The 19037-nt window shown below is 31.6% G+C and carries 20 protein-coding genes; 19 read left to right on the top strand and 1 reads right to left on the bottom strand.

Going from position 1 to position 19037, the window contains the following annotated elements; translation table 11 throughout:
- The 6 genes from JJD95_RS15820 to holA form a co-directional block, all read left to right on the top strand.
- Positions 1 to 135, top strand: a 135-nt coding sequence (locus JJD95_RS15820; RefSeq protein WP_291643989.1) for a zinc-ribbon domain-containing protein, incomplete at its 5' end; no start/stop codon positions are given.
- 155 nt (positions 136 to 290) lie between these two features.
- Positions 291 to 848: a phosphatidylinositol kinase gene (locus JJD95_RS15815; protein WP_291643987.1), complete on the top strand. Its 558-nt coding sequence runs from the start codon at positions 291 to 293 to the stop codon at positions 846 to 848.
- A 142-nt stretch (positions 849 to 990) separates the two neighbouring features.
- Positions 991 to 1119 (top strand): hypothetical protein, encoded by a 129-nt coding sequence (locus JJD95_RS15810; protein WP_291643986.1) that lies wholly within the window; start codon positions 991 to 993, stop codon positions 1117 to 1119.
- A gap of 141 nt (positions 1120 to 1260) precedes the next feature.
- Positions 1261 to 1521, top strand: coding sequence for a hypothetical protein (locus tag JJD95_RS15805; RefSeq protein WP_291643985.1), 261 nt, complete (start codon positions 1261 to 1263; stop codon positions 1519 to 1521).
- 133 nt (positions 1522 to 1654) lie between these two features.
- On the top strand, positions 1655 to 3004 hold the full coding sequence (locus JJD95_RS15800; RefSeq protein ID WP_291643984.1) for a ComEC/Rec2 family competence protein: 1350 nt from the start codon (positions 1655 to 1657) through the stop codon (positions 3002 to 3004).
- 17 nt (positions 3005 to 3021) lie between these two features.
- A complete protein-coding gene (gene holA / locus JJD95_RS15795) occupies positions 3022 to 4053 on the top strand; it encodes a DNA polymerase III subunit delta (RefSeq protein ID WP_291643983.1) in 1032 nt (343 codons plus the stop codon).
- Positions 4054 to 4096: 43 nt separating this feature from the next.
- On the opposite strand, the gene rpsT is transcribed toward holA, so the two are convergent.
- Positions 4097 to 4363 carry a 30S ribosomal protein S20 gene (gene rpsT, locus JJD95_RS15790; protein ID WP_291643982.1) on the bottom strand — a complete coding sequence of 89 codons (267 nt, stop codon included), beginning with the start codon at positions 4361 to 4363 and terminating at the stop codon, positions 4097 to 4099.
- A 201-nt stretch (positions 4364 to 4564) separates the two neighbouring features.
- Here rpsT and gpr point away from each other — a divergent pair, with 201 nt between their 5' ends.
- From gpr to JJD95_RS15725, 13 genes are all read left to right on the top strand, one after another.
- A complete protein-coding gene (gene gpr / locus JJD95_RS15785; protein ID WP_291643981.1) occupies positions 4565 to 5539 on the top strand; it encodes a GPR endopeptidase in 975 nt (324 codons plus the stop codon).
- A gap of 55 nt (positions 5540 to 5594) precedes the next feature.
- Complete coding sequence (locus JJD95_RS15780; protein ID WP_291643980.1) at positions 5595 to 6752, top strand: stage II sporulation protein P; 1158 nt, start codon at positions 5595 to 5597, stop codon at positions 6750 to 6752.
- 85 nt (positions 6753 to 6837) lie between these two features.
- Positions 6838 to 7095 carry a hypothetical protein gene (locus JJD95_RS15775; protein WP_291643979.1) on the top strand — a complete coding sequence of 86 codons (258 nt, stop codon included), beginning with the start codon at positions 6838 to 6840 and terminating at the stop codon, positions 7093 to 7095.
- 76 nt (positions 7096 to 7171) lie between these two features.
- Positions 7172 to 8977: a translation elongation factor 4 gene (gene lepA / locus JJD95_RS15770; protein WP_291643978.1), complete on the top strand. Its 1806-nt coding sequence runs from the start codon at positions 7172 to 7174 to the stop codon at positions 8975 to 8977.
- 21 nt (positions 8978 to 8998) lie between these two features.
- Entirely contained in the window at positions 8999 to 10120 is a 1122-nt protein-coding gene (hemW, locus tag JJD95_RS15765; protein WP_291643977.1) for a radical SAM family heme chaperone HemW, read from the top strand.
- Between the two features lie 252 nt (positions 10121 to 10372).
- Positions 10373 to 11419 carry a heat-inducible transcriptional repressor HrcA gene (hrcA, locus tag JJD95_RS15760; RefSeq protein ID WP_291643976.1) on the top strand — a complete coding sequence of 349 codons (1047 nt, stop codon included), beginning with the start codon at positions 10373 to 10375 and terminating at the stop codon, positions 11417 to 11419.
- 91 nt (positions 11420 to 11510) lie between these two features.
- Positions 11511 to 12128: a nucleotide exchange factor GrpE gene (gene grpE, locus JJD95_RS15755; RefSeq protein WP_291643988.1), complete on the top strand. Its 618-nt coding sequence runs from the start codon at positions 11511 to 11513 to the stop codon at positions 12126 to 12128.
- Between the two features lie 70 nt (positions 12129 to 12198).
- Entirely contained in the window at positions 12199 to 14046 is a 1848-nt protein-coding gene (dnaK, locus tag JJD95_RS15750) for a molecular chaperone DnaK (protein ID WP_291643975.1), read from the top strand.
- A gap of 147 nt (positions 14047 to 14193) precedes the next feature.
- Positions 14194 to 15321, top strand: a complete 1128-nt coding sequence (gene dnaJ, locus JJD95_RS15745; protein WP_291643974.1) for a molecular chaperone DnaJ — start codon at positions 14194 to 14196, stop codon at positions 15319 to 15321.
- Positions 15322 to 15379: 58 nt separating this feature from the next.
- The gene (gene prmA, locus JJD95_RS15740) at positions 15380 to 16315 is read left to right on the top strand and encodes a 50S ribosomal protein L11 methyltransferase (protein ID WP_291643973.1); all 936 of its coding nucleotides are present in this window, start codon (positions 15380 to 15382) and stop codon (positions 16313 to 16315) included.
- A 35-nt stretch (positions 16316 to 16350) separates the two neighbouring features.
- Entirely contained in the window at positions 16351 to 17103 is a 753-nt protein-coding gene (locus JJD95_RS15735; RefSeq protein WP_291643972.1) for a 16S rRNA (uracil(1498)-N(3))-methyltransferase, read from the top strand.
- A complete protein-coding gene (gene mtaB / locus JJD95_RS15730; RefSeq protein WP_291643971.1) occupies positions 17103 to 18410 on the top strand; it encodes a tRNA (N(6)-L-threonylcarbamoyladenosine(37)-C(2))-methylthiotransferase MtaB in 1308 nt (435 codons plus the stop codon). Before JJD95_RS15735 ends, mtaB begins: the two co-directional genes overlap by 1 nt.
- A gap of 89 nt (positions 18411 to 18499) precedes the next feature.
- Positions 18500 to 18844, top strand: a complete 345-nt coding sequence (locus JJD95_RS15725; protein WP_291643970.1) for a histidine triad nucleotide-binding protein — start codon at positions 18500 to 18502, stop codon at positions 18842 to 18844.
- The last annotated feature ends 193 nt before the right edge of the window (positions 18845 to 19037 follow it).

Below are 19037 nucleotides of genomic sequence, written 5' to 3'. Positions count from 1 at the left end.
TGTTCACAAGAATTTGTATTCACTGAGGGAGAGCAAGAATTTTACAAAGAAAAAGGATTCGAAAATGAACCTCAAAGATGTCCTGATTGTAGAAGAGCTAAAAAACAACAAAACAATAGAGGATTTCAAAGATAATTTAATCTAATAAAAAATACCTATAGGATTTAGTTCCTATAGGTTTTTATTTTGCAAAAAAAAATTCTTCATAATTTACAAAAACCATGGTATATTATATTTACTATAAGGGAAATTAAATATAAACACTACATATTAGAAGGAGAAATAACTATATGAAAAGTATAAAGTTAAATACAGCTAATTTAAATAAAATCAAAATTCATAATAATAAAGTTGAAAACACAGCACACATTCATGGTGGAAAGTATGAAGGACAAATAAAAGATGGTTTAAAACATGGTGAAGGAACTTTTATTTATAGTGATGGAAGTAAATATATAGGACTTTGGGAGAAGGGCAAAATGCATGGTCAAGGGACTCTCACTTGGGCTTGTGGAGAAAAGTATATAGGCCAGTGGCATAATGATGAGAAACATGGATATGGAATATATACTTGGCCTGATGGTGAAAAATACATTGGTTTTTTTGATAATGGTGAGAAATCTGGAAAAGGTATTTGTATATGGCCAGATGGGGATACATATGTAGGTGATCTAATAGATGGTCTTAGACACGGCGAAGGAATTCATACTTGGTCAACAGGGGAAAAATACATAGGTAGATGGCAAAATGATAAAAGAAATGGCGAAGGTATGTATATATATCCTGATGGAAAAGTTGAAATAGTACAGCCGTCAACTACCACTAGCCAAAGGCATAGTGGCTTGTAGTAAAATTATTGGAACTATTTCATAAGATATATAATATTATGTACTAACAAAAGAAGCGGTGGCGTTTCACAAAAATAAATATAGATTTTTTTGCGAAGATGCCTTTTCAGAGAATATTTGCCTTAAAAGAGGGGGAATATGAATGTATTTTTGGTGGATAATATTATTATTACTGGCTGATAACAATGATGGTTGTTGTAATGATAACAACAACGATTGTTGTAATACTATTATTATAAACAACAGGAGAAGACGTCATAAAAAACGTTAAAACCTTTTATTAAAATTACGGGGACTTTAGCTGATTATGCTGGAGTCTCCTATTTATTACAAAGGTTATAAAAGATAGTATATAATCTAAATTTTCTAACATATAATTATATGAATATAATTATATGATTGGAGGTTTATTATGAACTATGATTATAAGGGCATTGCTCTTATTCCTTTAATAACAATGCTAATTGAAGTGATAAAAAAAGCGGGATTGCCAAATAGATTTGCACCTTTAGCGTCTATAATAATAGGAGTTGGTTTTGGACTTATATTTGAAAACAGTGGAGATATTAAAAATGCAATAATTACAGGATTAATAATGGGGATGAGTGCATCTGGGTTATATTCTGGTGGAAAAGAGGCTTCTAGGGGTATTAATAAAATAAAAAATAAGTAGGGATAGATTGATTACTTTAGATTTTTATTGGATAAAATGAAATTGTGGAGGGTTAAAATGCTTGATAACATATTTGGAACAAATTAATAGGTTCTATTTAAAAAAAATAAATTTTCAAGTATAATAATTCATTATGACTAGACCATTAGTTTATTATGCAATAACAATATTTATGGGATGCGTTACTGTTCTAATTTTAATCAATAATCCTATTTTAGGTGCAGTTTTCGCTGCATCTTTTTTAGCTACAATGTATTTTACTATAGATAATAAATTTTTTTATCTAGTAGTTTGCTTTTTTATTATTGGATCTGTAAATTATTATGCTTATTTTAATGTGAACTTACCCAATACACAAAATTTAAAAGTTAGAATTTCAGATAAGAGTACATATTATTGCTACGCAAAATATAATGATAAAAAAATATTACTAGAAGGCAATAATTATAAATTAATAGAGGGAAGAAGTGTTTGGATTACAGGTGATTTTAAAAAAAATCCAGTGTATGAAAGAGGTATCGTTGGAACATATACAGTGAAAAATTATGAAATTTGTAATGAAGATTTAATATCAGTGATTGAAAGTTTTAGAATGAGTTTATATGAAGAATTTTCTGGAATCCTTGGAAGTGAAAAAGCAGCTATAGTTATGGCAGTATGTTTTGGAGACAGTGGCTATATAGAAAAAACACAAAAAGATGATTTTAAAAAATTAGGAATCAGTCATGTTATTAGTGTATCAGGATTACATATGTCTATAGTATATAAAGCTTTAGAAATTATTGCTGGTTATAAAATTGCACTATTATGCTCATTTTTATATATGATATTCACAGGGGGGAAAGCCTCAACAATAAGAGCTTTTATAATGATTTTCATACTAAAAATTTCAAGTAAAATTTATAGGAAATATGATAGTCTATCCGCTCTGAGCCTAGCTGCAATTATATTATTAATAATTAGACCATTTTATATTCTTGACATAGGATTTATGCTTTCATTTCTTTGTGTTCTTGGAATTATATTATATAATAAGGGTGTAAAGAAAATATTATATAAACTCCCATCTGCTTTAAATGAACCTTTTAGCTTAAGCATAAGCTCTCAAATATTTTCTATGCCGTATGCAGCTTTTGCACTTAAAACGTTTAGTGTAGGTTTTATGTTTAGTAACTTATTGTTGTTGCCATTTTACACCATAGTTGTGGTGCTGGGGAATATGGGACTGGTATTTAGCTGGACTCGTGGAATATTCAATTTAATAAGTTACGGGCTATTTACTGTGTTAACAATTATAGAATCTATTCAGAAAGTGCTAGTGGTACTATTACCAGAATTAATTAACTTTTCAGATATAGAGAGTTTAGTTGTATTTGGACTATATTTATGTTATCTTGGAATTAAAAAAGGATATAAGCAATTTAAGTATGTTCCATTGTGTACTATTTTTATTCTTTTATTTCAATTTTTTAAACCTTTGTAGGGGCTGGAGGAAATAATTTGATTAATTTTACAGATTTAGAGAAAAACATAACGAAAAACGGATTAGAAAATTGTTATATATTTTGCGGAGTTGATGAGAAATTAATAAAAAGCCATATTAAATTTATAACTGATAAGGTATTAGATAGTGAATTTATAGATTTGAATTATTCAAAATTCGATGGGAGTAAAACTGATTTTGAAATAATTATTGATGCTTGTGAAACCATGCCATTTATGAGTAATAAAAAGGTAGTGGTTGTATATAGAGCTTCATTTTTAGAGGATAGTGGGAGCAAAAATTCCGGAGATTTAAAAAATAATAATTTTGCATTGTTAAATGAATATTTAAAAAATCCATCACCCCATTGCGTTTTAATCATATATTATGTATTTTCAAGTGACAGAGAAAAACCAAGTAATAAAATTAAAAAATTAGATAAAAAGATATGCGCTATAAAGGTTGATAAATTAAAGGGAGAAGTTCTTCAGAAAAAGTGCAGAGATTTATTTGCAGCATCAGGCGCAAAAATAGGAAAATCAGAACTTACTTTATTTTGTAGTAAAGTAGATAATAATATGGATATTATATTAAATGAAATAGAAAAGTTAGTTTCATTTGCTCTCGGAAGAGAAATTACTAAGGGTGATATTTTGGCTATGATGCCCCAAAAGAGTGAAAATGATATTTTTAATTTAGTAGATTATTTGTCACAGAAAAACATTAAAAGGGCTCTAGATATTTTAAATGAGCTTATATACAAAGGGGAAAAAATTCCATTTATTTTATATATGATAGGAAGACAATTTAATATATTATTCCATCTTAAATTAGGTATTGAAGGTGGCAAAACGAAAGATAGTTTGGCAAATGAACTAAAACTTCATCCATATATTTGTGAAAAAATGATTTCACAGAGTATGAAGTTTACTTTAAATAGACTAAAGAGAAATATTGAACTATGTGTTAAAGCAGAAAAAACACTGAAAAGTTCTTCTACAGACTCTAAAATAAATATTGAAATGTTTATGATAAAAACTATGATGTGATAAAAGGATAAAAAAATAACCGGTGCATGTCACCGGTTGTTTTTTATGCTGTTAAAGCATTCAATTTTGCAGCTAGTCTTGATTTTCTTCTTGCTGCTTTATTGATGTGAAGTATTCCTTTTGTTACAGCCATATCTAATGCTTTAACTACACTTGCATATGTAACTTTAGCTTCTTCAACATTAGCTGAAGCGATAGCTGTTTCAAATTTCTTTATTGTAGTTTTTAAAGCAGATTTAATCATTGTATTTCTAGCAGTCTTAACCATTGTAACTTTAATTCTCTTTTTTGCTGATTTGATATTTGCCATTTATTTTAGCCCTCCTTGAATTTAATAACGAGTCAACAGCTTTGGGGAAAGCTGCATCCGAATTTTCTTAATAGACAACTGATATTATAGCATTAAAATTAAAGCACTTCAAGTGAAATTTAACCTATATATATTATTTTTAAAGAATAGGAAATATCTATTAGGAAAAACTAATATTAAAAATTTAGGTGAGGTGAAATTATGATAAGTGTAAGAACTGATTTAGCCGTAGAAGCTAAAGAGTTATACAAAGAAGAAAACAATGGTGAGATGCCTGGTATTGATGTGGATGAATATAATGATGGTGATATTAAAATAACTAATGTAAAGATAGTTAGTGATATTGGTGAAAAAATGATGGGAAAACCAAAAGGTACATATATAACAATTGATATCCCGGAATTTGTTCACTATGATGGCGATGCTATGGACAGAGTAAGTATTGTAATGGGAAAAGTTTTGAAACCATTAATAAAACTGGAGGATAGTATGACAGCATTAGTTGTTGGACTTGGAAATTGGAACGTGACGCCTGATGCAGTAGGACCAAAAGTTGTTTCGAAAATAATGGTGACCAGACATTTAAAACAATTGGTACCTGACTCCATAGATGAAGGTATAAGACCGGTGTGTGCTATATCACCGGGAGTCCTTGGAATAACCGGCATGGAAACTGGGGAAATCATTAGGGGAATTGTGGAGAGAATAAAACCTAATTTAGTAATTTGTATTGATGCATTGGCTTCTAGAAAAATGGATAGGGTAAATAGAACTATACAGATAGGTACCTCAGGAATTTCTCCGGGAACAGGGATTGGAAATCGAAGAATGGAAATAAGCGAAGAAACCTTAGGGATTCCTGTTATTGCTATTGGAGTTCCAACAGTAGTTGATGCTGCAACACTAGCCAATGACACTATTGATTTAGTGTTAGATGAAATGATTAGGACTGCAAAGGAAGGGGGACAATTTTACACTATGCTTAAATCAATCGATAAAGTAGAAAAACAAAAGATGATTACTGAAATATTAAACCCATATGTTGGTAATCTTGTTGTGACACCAAAGGAAATTGATATTGTTATAAACTCAGTATCTAAAATTATTGCTAATGGCATTAACATAGCCTTGCAGCCAGCATTGGGTTTAGAGGATATAAATAAGTTCTTAAATTAGTAATAACTTTACATATCTCCTCATATATATTGTATAAACGTAGGGGGAGATAAAGATGAGGTACAGAGATATTAATAATAATGCCCCAAGTAATAAAGTAAATATTGTAAAAAAAGATACAAAAAAGAACGGTAATGTGAGAATGATTTTTAGCATTTTCACATTACTTATTATTTTTTTATTTGTTTTGACTATGCCTAAGAGCACTAAAGCTTATAGTGAAGGAAAATACCAAAATTACTTTTATCTTAAGGTTATTAACAATACAGTGTCTGTATTTAACTCCTCAGAAACTGAAGAAGTGTATATTAGCAGTGTAAATGATATGAAATTTGCAGTACTATCATTTTTAGGAATAGATATTATGAATCCTATTTCAATAATAACAAAAGAAATTGCATTCTTGAATGAAAGCGAAAATAATACCTATGTAGATAATACAAAGAATGAAGAAGTTAATCTAAAAACTGTTAATATCAACCCATTTAAACTAGAGGAAAAACAAATAAGTAAGACTGATGTTAAAGATAACGGTACGAATACGGTACTAAACTTGGATAACCCTGATTTAAAAAAGACTCTAAATAAAGCGAAGCCAGAAGTGTTTATATATCATTCTCATACATCAGAAGCTTACCGCACTTCAGATAAAGATACAACCAGTGTTAACAGTAATTTGGACCAAACAAAAAATGTAGTGTCAGTAGGTGATGTAATAGCTGAGGAATTAGAAAAAAAATATGGAATTGCAGTTATACATGACAAGACTGTTCATGATAAAGATTATTATCCTGCAGCTTACCAAAAATCTGGAGTTACTTTAGATAAGTATTTAAAGGTATATGGAGATTTTAAATTAATTATAGATTTACATAGGGATAGTGTAGATAAGAGTCGAGTAACAACTGAAATAAATGGGGAGAGTGTTGCTAAGTATATGTTTGTGGTAACAACGAAAAATCCTAGATACCCAAAGCAAAAGAAATTAATAGATTCTATGATAGGGATATCAAACAAATTATTTCCAAGTCTTTTAAGAAGCACTCCAATACATCCTTATCAATATGGTATGGGTTTTTATAATCAGAATAGGAGCGATAATGCTGTGCTCTTAGAAGTAGGCTCAAATAATAATACTATTCAAGAAGTTAGAAATACTGGTGTGTATTTAGCAAGAATCATAGCAGAGCAGATAAATGGGAAAAGTGAATAATTTTTTATAAAAAGTGCATCCTTACTAGTTAGGGGATAATAAATAATGATTGTTATTTAAAATCTAATTATTGGGAGGCATTTTTATGCGTAAAAAAAATAAGCAAAAATATTATGTTGCAATTATTTTTTGCATTTCTATTTTTATATATGGGTTAATTATAATTAGTATTAGAAAACCAGAACTTCTTAGAAAAAAGTCTCCATTTACAGTGGATGTGAGTTTAAAACCCATTGATATTAAAATAGAGACGAAGGATTATATTATTTATGTAAATAATAAAGTTATTGATGGTGTGAAAGAAAAGTGTAATGATATATATAACAATATTTTTTCGAAATAATATAAGTTTAACAAAGCTTTATATATTTATGATATAATTTAATTTAATTCGTATATAATAATGGGGGTAAAAATTAATGCAGAGCAACAGACAAAAATACATAAGAAACTTTTCTATAATAGCACATATTGATCACGGCAAGTCTACGCTTGCTGACAGATTATTAGAAAAGACAGGAACTTTAACTAAAAGAGAAATGGAAGAACAAGTGCTTGATAATATGGACCTAGAAAGAGAAAGAGGAATTACTATAAAATCTCAACCAGCTAGGTTAGTTTATAAAAGAGATAATGGAGAAGAATACATATTTAATTTAATAGATACTCCGGGACATGTAGATTTCAACTATGAAGTTTCTAGGAGTTTAGCTGCTTGTGAAGGTGCGGTGCTTGTAGTTGATGCCTCACAAGGAATTCAAGCTCAGACTTTAGCAAACTGCTATCTTGCAGTAGATAATAATCTTGATATTGCACCTGTTATTAATAAGATAGATCTTCCTAGTGCTAGGCCTCAAGAGGTAATTCAAGAAATTGAAGACGTAATAGGTATTGAAGCCCAAGACGCACCTCTAATTTCAGCTAAGACTGGACTAAACATAGAAGATGTTTTAGAAGCTGTAGTAAAAAAGATTTCGCCACCTAGTGGTGACGAAGAAGCTCCACTAAAAGCACTGATTTTTGATTCTTCATATGATAGCTATAAAGGTGTTGTATGCTATGTAAGAATTCGTGATGGTAAAGTTAGACCAGGAACGAAAATTAAACTGATGAATACCAATAAGGTATATGAGGTAGTAGAAGTTGGAGTTTTTGTGCCCAATTATCTTCCTGTACCTGAGCTAAGTGCTGGAGATGTTGGGTATATAACAGCATCTATAAAAAATGTTAGAGACGCCCGCGTCGGGGATACAGTAACAGAAGCTTCTAGACCAGCTTTAGAGCCACTTAAGGGATATAGACCTGCAATACCTATGGTTTTTAGCGGAATTTATCCTATAGATGGTGCTAAATATGGTGAGTTAAAAGAGGCATTAGAAAAACTCCAGATGAATGATGCAGCTTTAGGATTTGAACCGGAGACATCTATTGCTTTGGGTTTTGGATTTAGATGTGGATTTTTAGGTCTTCTTCATATGGAAATAGTACAAGAAAGAATAGAAAGAGAATTTAATTTAGATATTATTACCACTGCTCCATCAGTTATATATAAAGTAATGAAAACTAATGGAGAGTTAATAGAAATAACAAATCCCACAAATCTTCCAGAGCCTACAGAGATTAATTATATGGAAGAACCAATAGTTAAAGCTTCTATCATAACACCATCAGAATATCTAGGGACAGTAATGGAGTTATGCCAACACAAAAGAGGTGTATACATTGATATGACATATATCGAGACTACTAGAGTTGTGGTTAATTATGATATGCCTCTTAATGAAATAGTATATGACTTTTTTGATGCCTTAAAATCAAGAACAAAAGGTTATGCGTCCTTTGACTATGAATTAAAGGGATATGTGACTGCAAGTCTTATAAAACTAGATATTTTGCTTAAAGGTGAAAAAGTAGATGCACTGTCCATGATTGTTCCTGAGGAGACAGCTTCCAATAGAGGCAGAGTTATGTGTGAAAAATTAAAAGAGCATATACCAAGACAAATGTTTGAAATTCCAATACAAGCAGCTATTAATGCAAAGGTAATTGCAAGAGAAACTGTAAAAGCACTTAGAAAAGATGTTTTAGCTAAATGTTATGGCGGAGATATTTCAAGAAAAAGAAAATTATTAGAGAAACAAAAAGAAGGTAAAAAGAGAATGAGGCAAGTTGGAAGTGTAGAAGTTCCACAAGAGGCATTTATGGCTATACTTAAGGTTGATTAGAAGGTAAGGTGATTAGAAGATATGAAAAGTGTGGCGTTATATGTACATATCCCTTTTTGTGCGCAAAAATGTTTATATTGCGATTTTCCGTCTTATGCTGGCAAGGAGAATTTTATGATTGATTATGCCACAGCCTTAGCAAGTGAAATAAATAGTATAAAACATAGAAAAATAAAAACCATATTTATAGGTGGGGGTACTCCCACCTATTTATCTTTGGAAGGCTGGGAAATAATAAGTAAAAGCATAGAAGGATTAGACACCGCAGTGGATTTAGAGTTTACAGTGGAAGGAAACCCAGGAACATTTACAACGGAAATATTAAACCTTCTAAAAGGGATGGGCGTAAATAGGCTTAGTATTGGACTTCAAGCTACTCAGGATTCACTGCTAAAGCAGCTTGGGAGAATTCACACCTATGAAGATTTTAAACAAAGTTTTGAAATGGCAAGAAATATAGGGTTCCATAATATTAATGTGGATTTAATGTTTGGACTTCCTTCTCAAAGCCTTCTGCAATGGCTAGAGACCTTAGAAAATGTAATCCAGCTTAATCCGGAGCATTTATCTTGCTATAGTTTAATTATAGAAGAAGGAACAGCTTTTTATAATAAATTTAAGACGGGTGCATTAAAGCTTCCTAATGAGGAGTTAGAAAGAACTATGTACTATGAAACCACAGAACGTTTAAGGGAGAAAGGGTATATACAATATGAAATCTCTAACTTTGCAAAAGACCATATGGTATGTAACCATAATTTAGTATATTGGAATTTGGAAGAATATATTGGGTGCGGATCTGCTTCTCATTCATACAGTGACGGGTTTAGGTATAGAAACGAAGAAAATATAGAGAAATATATCGAGGAAATGAATACAAAAGGTAATGCAATAGTAGAAAAAACAAGAAACTCAATGAAGGATGATATGGAAGAGTTTATGTTTATGGGTCTTAGAAAGATTCGAGGAATCAGCAAAAATGAATTCAACAAAAGATTTAATAAGGATATACATAGTGTTTATGGCACAGTAATAAGCAAATATATAATAACTAAATTTATGGTGGAAAATGATGATAATATCTTTTTAACTTATGAAGGCATCCAGCTCTCTAATGTAATTATGTCTGAATTCCTGCTGTAACAGCTCTTAGCATACTTACTATGAAGTATAATTTACATTTGGATATGATAATTCACAGCAAATTTTATGTTTTAATAAATTCTTATAATAATCGAAGTAAAACGTAGCATTCGAGAGCTAATTTCGAATAAACAATAGATATTGGCTATATTCAAAAATAGAGGTTATTGACAAATACTATAGTAAATGATATTTTAAATACATACTCGTTAGCACTCAATGGTAGTGAGTGCTAATAAAAGAGGTGAGATTATGGAAATGGATGACCGGAAAATCAAAATACTTGGGGCTATAGTTACAGATTATATAAATAATGGTGAGCCCGTAGGGTCCAGAACCATAGCTAAAAAGTATGATTTAGGTATTAGTTCGGCTACTATAAGAAATGAAATGTCAGATCTTGAAGAGATGGGATATATAGAACAACTACATACCTCATCTGGTAGAAAACCATCAGATAAGGGTTATAGATTATATGTTGATAGGCTTATGAAAATTACGAGCTTATCTACTGAGGAACAATATATGATCAAAAACCAACTTATTAATGTAGCTTTACATGAGGTTGATAAAGTTGTTAGGCAAGCAACACAAATGCTTGCTAGCCTTACGAATCTTACGTCTATAGTTAAGGCTCCTTCTGTTCAAAAGAGTAGCATTAAATATATTCAGCTAATGAACCTAGATGCTTTAAGTATTTTGTTTGTAATTATTACTGATAGTGGTATTATAAAAAATAATTATATTAAAGTAAGTAAACCTATTGATAGTTCTACTATAGAAAAACTTACTAATATACTTAATTTTAGATTGGGAAAACACACAATTGAACAAATAAACTTAGAAGTCATCAATAATTTAAAAAGTGATTTGGTTTGTTTTCAAGAGATTTTTGACGGTATTATTCCAGCTTTATATGATAGTCTATCAGGGATTGAAACTTCAGAAGTTTATATTCAGGGGGCAACAAATATATTTAACTACCCAGAATATAACAATATAATTAAAGCACGCGAGTTCTTAGTTTTAGTAGATAATAAAGAGAGCATAAATAGTTTACTAGGTGTTAGGGATATTACTGGTAACATTACAATTAAAATTGGTGGAGAAAATTTTGTTGAGTGTGCTAGAGAATGTAGCATTATAACGGCAGTTTACAGTGTAGCTGAAATGCCACTAGGATCTATTGGTGTTATAGGGCCAACAAGAATACCCTATGGGAAAGTTATATCTGTTTTAACTGAAGTAGTTAAAGGGTTAAATGACAATATAGCTCAAATCTATGAAGACCATAGATAAGACTTTAAATTAAAGATTTATTTTGAACATGTAATGGAGGAGTGATTTAGTGAGTGCGCGTAATGAAAGAATTTCAAAAGAAGATATATCAGTGGAAGATGAAAATCTAAGTTCAGATGATTTAAACTTAGAAAATGAAACTATCATAGAAGAAGTTGATGGTGATGTACAAGAGGTTTCAGAAGAAGCTGAAATAGTAGATGAGGAAGAGCTTACGGAGCTTTTAGAAAGTGAAAAAGAGAAAGATATGAGTAAAAAATTAAAAAAATTAGTTGAAGAAAATATGAAATTGAAGAATGAGGTAGAAGGTTTTAAAGATAAGCTTTTAAGAACAACTGCTGAATATGAGAATTTTAGAAGAAGGACTACAAAAGAAAAAGAAGGCATATACACTGATGCTTGTGTAGATGTTTTAAAGGAAATATTAACACCGCTAGATAACTTAGAAAGGGCTCTTGCTGTTGAAGGCTCTGGAGAAGATTTAAGAGTTGGTGTTGAGATGACTGTAAGACAATTTAATGAAGCATTTAGTAAACTCGGAGTGGAACAATTAGCATCAGAGGGCGAGTTTGACCCGAACCTTCATAATGCAGTAATGCATGTTGAAGATGAACAGTACGGAACTAACGAAATAGTTGAAGTATTTCAAAAGGGATATAAAAGAGCAAGTAAAGTATTAAGACATAGTATGGTCAAAGTAGCAAATTAAAATTAAAAAATTAAAAAGATAATAAGTAGCAATTATTATAAATTAAAAGAAGTTTAAGGAGGAAATAATAATGGGAAAAATTATAGGAATAGATTTAGGTACAACAAATTCATGTGTAGCAGTTATGGAGGGTGGCGAACCTACGATAATTTCTAATTCAGAAGGTGCAAGAACTACACCATCTGTAGTATCATTTCAAGCAAATGGAGAAAGACTTGTAGGTCAAGTTGCTAAGAGACAATCAATTACAAATCCAGATAAAACAATAAGTTCAATCAAAAGAGAAATGGGTACTGATCATAAAATAGATATTGATGGAAAATCACATACACCACAAGAAATTTCTGCTTATATTTTGCAAAAAATCAAAGCTGATGCTGAAGCTTATTTAGGAGAAACAGTTACAGAGGCTGTAATAACAGTACCTGCATATTTCAATGATAGCCAAAGACAAGCAACAAAGGATGCAGGAAAAATAGCAGGCCTTGATGTTAAGAGAATAATAAATGAGCCAACAGCAGCAGCGCTTGCTTATGGTTTAGATAAAATGGATGTTAACCAAAAAATATTAGTATATGATTTAGGTGGCGGTACATTTGACGTATCTGTATTAGAACTTGGTGATGGTCTTTTCGAAGTTAAATCAACTAATGGAAATACTAAACTTGGTGGAGATGATTTTGACAAAAAGGTTGTAGATCATATTGCTGATACTTTTAAAGCAGATAATGGAATAGATTTAAGAAATGATAAAATGGCACTTCAAAGATTAAAAGAAGCTGCTGAGAAAGCAAAAATTGAATTATCATCATCTATGCAAACAAGCATTAATCTACCATTTATCACTGCAGATGCAACAGGTCCTAAACATGTAGAGATGAATTTAACAAGAGCTAAATTTAATGAGTTAACTCACGATTTAGTTGATGCTACTATAGAACCAATGAAAAAAGCACTTGCAGATGCAGGCTTATCACTTAATGAAATAGATAAAGTTGTGCTAGTAGGTGGTTCAACAAGAACTCCAGCAGTTGTAGACGCAGTTAAGAACTTTACTGGAAAAGAACCTTCAAAGGGAGTTAATCCAGATGAATGTGTAGCACTTGGTGCAGCAATACAAGCAGGAGTATTAAGCGGAGAAGTTAAAGATGTTTTACTTCTTGATGTAACTCCATTAACGCTAGGAATTGAAACACTAGGCGGAATAGCTACTCCTTTAATTGAAAGAAATACTACAATCCCAGCTAAAAAGAGTCAAACATTCTCAACAGCTGCAGATGGTCAAACATCAGTTGAAATTAACATTGTTCAAGGCGAAAGAAAAATGGCTGCTGGTAACAAGACACTAGGAAGATTTACTCTTTCAGGAATACCATCGGCACCAAGAGGAATACCACAAATAGAAGTTACTTTTGATATAGATGCTAACGGTATTGTTAATGTATCAGCTAAAGATAAAGGAACAGGAAAAGAAGCTAAGATAACAATTACAGCATCAACTAATTTAAGTGATGATGAAATTGATGCAGCTGTAAAAGAAGCAGAAAAATTTGCAGATGAAGATAAGACTAGAAAAGAATCAATTGAAGTTAAAAACAGTGCAGAACAATTATCATACCAAACTAAAAAAACATTAACTGAACTTGGAGAAAAAGTATCAGAGGAAGATAAGAAAGATATTGAAGCTAAGTTAGAAGTTCTTGATAAAGTTAAAGAAGGCGAAGATACAGAGGCTATTAAGAAAGCTACTGAAGAACTAACAGAAGCCTTCTACGCAGTAACTACAAAGATATATCAAGCAGAAGCAGAAGCAGCACAAGGTCAAGGAGAAAATCCTGACCAAGATAATTCTTCTGAAAATGGTCCACAAGATGACAATGTAGTGGATGCTGATTTTAAAGTAGACGATAAAGAATAAATAATTTATTTGATTAAGGGATGGGTAATTACCCTTCCCTTAATTCAAGTAATATTGTAGGTAATCATATAATACTATGGGTTGAATTATTTTGCGCATTAGTTTATATTTATATAAGTATATATATTTTAGGTGGTGTAAAACAGCATGGCAAAAAAAGATTATTATGAAACTCTTGGCATAGAAAGAGGTGCCAGTGATGAGGAAATTAAGAAGGCCTTTAAAAAGGCTGCATTAAAATATCATCCAGATAGAAATCCAGATAATAAAGCTGCAGAAGATAAGTTTAAAGAAATGAACGAGGCATACCAAGTTTTATCTAATCCAGAAAAAAAATCAAATTATGATCAATATGGTACAGCTGATGCCGGTGGATCAGGATTTGACGGTAGTTCAGGATTTGGTGGTTTTGGTGGTGGTGGTTTCGGTGATATTTTTGGTGACATATTTGGAGGCGGTTTCTCTCAAAGAAATCAGAATGGACCCCAAAAAGGTGCTGATTTAGAATATAATCTAAATTTAAGCTTTGAAGAGTCTGTTTTTGGCATTGAAAAAGAAGTATCCATTACAAAGAATGAAAAGTGTAGTGAATGTGGTGGTAGTGGTGCTAAAGCTGGTACTACGCCAAAAACTTGTGATAAGTGCGGTGGGAATGGGCAGATAAAAGTTCAGAGAAACACTGCTTTTGGAAGTTTTGCTAGTATGAGCACTTGTGATAAGTGTGGAGGGCGCGGTAAAATAATTTCTGAACCATGTAGAAATTGTCATGGTTCTGGAAAAGAGAGAAAAAACAGAAAAATTAAAATTAATGTTCCAGGTGGAGTTGATACTGGAAATGTTATGCCTCTTAGAGGACAAGGTGAACCCGGAGAAAAGGGTGGCCCATCAGGAGATTTATATATAAATATAAGAGTGGCTCCTCATAAAACGTTTAAAAGAAATGGAATTGATATTCATATTGAGTCGCACGTAAGCTTTGGATATGCATCTCTAGGTACTGAAATTAAAGTGCCAACGGTGGATGGAGATGTTAAATACAAAGTACCAGCAGGAACACAATCTGGTACTGTGTTTAGACTTAAGAGTAAGGGTGTACCTAGAGTAAATGGACATGGAAGAGGAGATCAATATGTAAAAGTTATTGTTGATGTTCCTAAATCCTTGAACGATAAACAAAAAACAGCCCTAAAAATTTATATGGAAGCTAGTGGTGAAATTGTAGAAGTTTCTGAAGAAAATAAAAAGTCTTTTGTGGATAAAATATTGGGTAAATAGAAATAATAAAACTTCGTTTATAAAACGGAGTTTTTTATTATAAACAAGGAGGATAATAATGGATAAAGATTGGATTGAAGTAACTATAATAACAAGTAGTGAGGCAGTTGAGGCTGTGACGGAAATGCTAAATAATACTGGTGTAAGTGGAGTTTCTATTTTAGACCCTGCTGATATGATTTATAGGCGAGATCATACTACGGATTGGGACTATTTTGATGAGACTATTATAAATACAAATAATGAGGTTGTAATTAAGGGATACTATAAAAAAGATGATGAATTTGATAATAACTTTGAAAAAATTAAAATAGGAGTAAACAATTTGCCTGAGTTTGGATTAGATAAAGGCCTGGGGACTGTTACAATGACGGATGTAAAGGAAGAGGATTGGGAAAATAACTGGAAAAAATATTATAAGCCAACAAAGGTAGGAGAAAAGGTAGTTATAAAACCTATATGGGAAGAGTACGATAAAAAACCAGATGAAGTGATTGTGGAACTAGATCCGGGTATGGCTTTTGGAACTGGTACTCATGAGACTACTAGGATGTGTATAAAAGCGTTAGAGAGGCACGTAGACAGAGATTCTACGGTTTTTGATATAGGAACAGGGTCGGGCATCTTATCTATTGCAGCGGTTAAGCTAGGTGCTGTGATGGTCATAGGAGTAGATTTAGATCCAGTAGCAGTAGTGTCTGCAAAACAAAATGTTAGCTACAATGGTTTAAATAACATTGAGATATTATATGGAGATTTAATGGAAGTTGTAAAAGGAAAAGCAAACATTGTTATAGCAAATATTATGGCAGATATAATTATGTTTTTGACTGAGGGAGTTAAGCCATTTATAGTAGAAGGCGGATACTTTATATCCTCAGGAATAATTTTAAGTAAAAAAGATGAGGTATTAGATAAATTAAAGTCATGTGGTTTTAAAATTGAAGAGATAAATATAGAAGGCGAATGGGTCTGCATAGTTGCAAAGCTCTAGTATGATAATTAAATAAGTCGAGGAGAGAATAAATAATGCATAAATTTTTTGTTCCAAAACAAAGTATAGTAGACAATGTGGCTATTATTGATGGTGAAGATGTAAAACATATATATAAGGTATTAAGGCTCAAGGTTTCTGATAAAGTGAGTATAAACAACGGTGAGGGCAAAGAATATATTGGGGAAATAACACTAATAGATAAAAAACAAGTAATTATAAACCTATTAGAAGAGAGTGCTATAAATAATGAAAGCGCTATTGAGGTATACTTATTTCAGGGTCTGCCTAAATCAGCAAAAATGGATTTGATAGTTCAAAAAAATACAGAACTTGGAGTAAAAGCAATAACACCTGTTATTACAGAACGAGTAGTAGTTAAAACTGATCTTAAAGAGTTTAAAAAGGTGGATAGGTGGAATAGGATAGCATTAGAGGCTTCGAAGCAGAGCAAGAGAAGTTTGGTGCCTCAAATTAATGCTCCTATAGAGTTTGTAAATTTGTTAGAAGAATTAAAACCTATGAATTTAGTGGTTGTTCCCTATGAAAATGAAGAGGGATATGGTATAAAAAAATTAGTTCAAAACATAGAAAAAAAACATATTGTTAAAGTTGCTATTGTAATAGGACCAGAGGGTGGATTTGAAGAGTATGAAATATTAAAATTAAAAGAAATAGGGGCTCAAATAGTCACTTTGGGACCGAGAATACTTAGAACTGAAACGGCAGGGTTTACATGTTTAAGTTTGCTAATGTACGAACTGGGAGATTTGGGGGGGGTTGTGTAATGAAAATTGCAATCACTACATTAGGTTGTAGGGTAAATCAATATGAATCAGAAGCAATGGTTGAAAAATTTATAAGAGAAGGTTACGAAGTAGTAGAGTTTCATGAATTTTCAGACGTATATGTTATTAATACTTGTACTGTAACTAATATGAGTGATAAAAAGTCAAGACAGATGATAGGACGCGCAAGAAGAGCAAACAGTGAAGCTATTATTGCAGTGGTGGGATGTTACGCACAAATAGCCACTGAAGAAGTTGCCAGGATTGAGGGCGTGGATGTAGTTTTAGGTAGTCGAAATAAAGGCGATATTGTCTACTGGGTAAATAGAGCTAAAAATGAAAACAAACAAATTGTAGAGGTTAGTGATGTTCTAAAAAATAAGGTATTTGAGGATTTGAATATCAGTGAGTATCAAGATAGAACTAGGGCGTTTGTAAAAATTCAAGATGGTTGTAATAGATTTTGTTCTTATTGTATAATACCATTCACAAGGGGAGCGGTTTGTAGTAAAACTCCTGACAAAATAATAGAAGAGGTTCAGGAATTAGCTGCAAATGGTTTTAAAGAGATTCTTTTATCGGGTATACATATAGCATCTTTTGGGTCTGATTTAGAAAAGGGATGGGATTTAGTTCGAATTTTAGAAGAGGTTGACAAGATTCCTGGTATAGAAAGAATAAGAATAGGGTCAATAGACCCCACTTTTTTTACAGAGGGAGTTATAGAGAAAATAGTGGTACTTAAAAAATTATGTCATCATTTTCATCTTTCACTACAAAGTGGATGTGACGAAACCCTTAAAAGAATGAATAGGAGATATACAGCGCAGGAGTATAAAATCGTAGTAGAAAATCTTAGACGTAATATTGAAGGTGTATCCATAACTACGGATATAATTGTAGGTTTTCCTTTAGAAACGGAAGAAGAATTTAATGAAACTTATAATTTCTTGGAAAATATAGAATTATCAAAAATGCATATTTTTAAATATAGCACAAGAGAAGGAACTAAAGCGGCTGAAATAAAGGAGCAGATTAATGGGAATATTAAAGACGATAGAAGTCATAAGCTCATTGCACTTAATAATATGCTAGAACAAAAGTTTATGAATAAATTTGTAAATAAAAGTATGCGTGTACTTTATGAGCAAAAACTTAGCGACAGTGAAGATGAGTTTCAAGGGTATACTGATAACTACATAAGGGTTGTTTCAAAGGCTTCTAGAAATATAGAGGGTGAATTTCACATGACTAAACTAATAGAATGCAAAGTAGATCATTTAACTTCCGAAGTTGAAGATTTATAATGTTGTGTGGACTAATTAATATATATAGCAGGAGAATAAAATTTTATGTTGAATAGTATAATAATATAAGATGGTTAGGAGGTGATTATGTGGATGACTGTATCTTTTGTAAAATCATAAAAAAGCAAATTCCTTGTGAGTTACTTTATGAGGATGAAAGCGTTATAGGATTTAAAGACATAAGTCCAGAGGCTCCAGTACATGTTATAATTATTCCTAAGAGACATATCTCTAACCTTAACGATTTAAGTGAAGAAGGATCAGATATAATAGGTCATATATTTATTGTTGCAAAAAAAATTGCGAAAGACCTAGGAATTTCTGAAAGTGGGTATAGAATTGTTTCTAATTGTGGAGAACACGGGGGTCAAACTGTTCAACATATACATTTTCATTTATTGGGAGGCAGGATGTTTAAGTGGCCACCTGGCTAACAAAAAAAATTGAGAGTGTTGTGTATTTAGCAAAGGTTTATGTGCAAATACATTTTATATGGTCAAAAATCAATGAAATTGTGTCAAGCATTTTTGAAAATGTCCCAAATCATGTGAAACATTAGCACCAACTAATTGTTGGTGCTTTGCTTTTGTAAAAGTATGATTTTGGGTAAGCTTAACAGACCTACCG

This window comes from Clostridium sp. (assembly GCF_016650035.1).
GTDB lineage: Bacteria > Bacillota > Clostridia > Clostridiales > Clostridiaceae > Clostridium_AD.
This window is presented reverse-complemented; position numbering and strand designations above follow the sequence as displayed.

Excerpts from the sequence above, each read along its gene's own strand:
- JJD95_RS15735 (WP_291643972.1), top strand. The coding sequence starts at position 16,351 with ATGCATAAATTTTTTGTTCCAAAACAAAGTATAGTAGACAATGTGGCT.
- dnaK (WP_291643975.1), top strand. The coding sequence starts at position 12,199 with ATGGGAAAAATTATAGGAATAGATTTAGGTACAACAAATTCATGTGTA.
- lepA (WP_291643978.1), top strand. The coding sequence starts at position 7,172 with ATGCAGAGCAACAGACAAAAATACATAAGAAACTTTTCTATAATAGCA.
- JJD95_RS15805 (WP_291643985.1), top strand. The coding sequence starts at position 1,261 with ATGAACTATGATTATAAGGGCATTGCTCTTATTCCTTTAATAACAATG.
- hemW (WP_291643977.1), top strand. The coding sequence starts at position 8,999 with ATGAAAAGTGTGGCGTTATATGTACATATCCCTTTTTGTGCGCAAAAA.
- JJD95_RS15815 (WP_291643987.1), top strand. The coding sequence starts at position 291 with ATGAAAAGTATAAAGTTAAATACAGCTAATTTAAATAAAATCAAAATT.
- dnaJ (WP_291643974.1), top strand. The coding sequence starts at position 14,194 with ATGGCAAAAAAAGATTATTATGAAACTCTTGGCATAGAAAGAGGTGCC.
- JJD95_RS15800 (WP_291643984.1), top strand. The coding sequence starts at position 1,655 with ATGACTAGACCATTAGTTTATTATGCAATAACAATATTTATGGGATGC.
- JJD95_RS15810 (WP_291643986.1), top strand. The coding sequence starts at position 991 with ATGTATTTTTGGTGGATAATATTATTATTACTGGCTGATAACAATGAT.
- mtaB (WP_291643971.1), top strand. The coding sequence starts at position 17,103 with ATGAAAATTGCAATCACTACATTAGGTTGTAGGGTAAATCAATATGAA.
- hrcA (WP_291643976.1), top strand. The coding sequence starts at position 10,373 with ATGGAAATGGATGACCGGAAAATCAAAATACTTGGGGCTATAGTTACA.
- prmA (WP_291643973.1), top strand. The coding sequence starts at position 15,380 with ATGGATAAAGATTGGATTGAAGTAACTATAATAACAAGTAGTGAGGCA.
- rpsT (WP_291643982.1), bottom strand. The coding sequence starts at position 4,363 with ATGGCAAATATCAAATCAGCAAAAAAGAGAATTAAAGTTACAATGGTT.
- JJD95_RS15775 (WP_291643979.1), top strand. The coding sequence starts at position 6,838 with ATGCGTAAAAAAAATAAGCAAAAATATTATGTTGCAATTATTTTTTGC.
- JJD95_RS15780 (WP_291643980.1), top strand. The coding sequence starts at position 5,595 with ATGAGGTACAGAGATATTAATAATAATGCCCCAAGTAATAAAGTAAAT.
- gpr (WP_291643981.1), top strand. The coding sequence starts at position 4,565 with ATGATAAGTGTAAGAACTGATTTAGCCGTAGAAGCTAAAGAGTTATAC.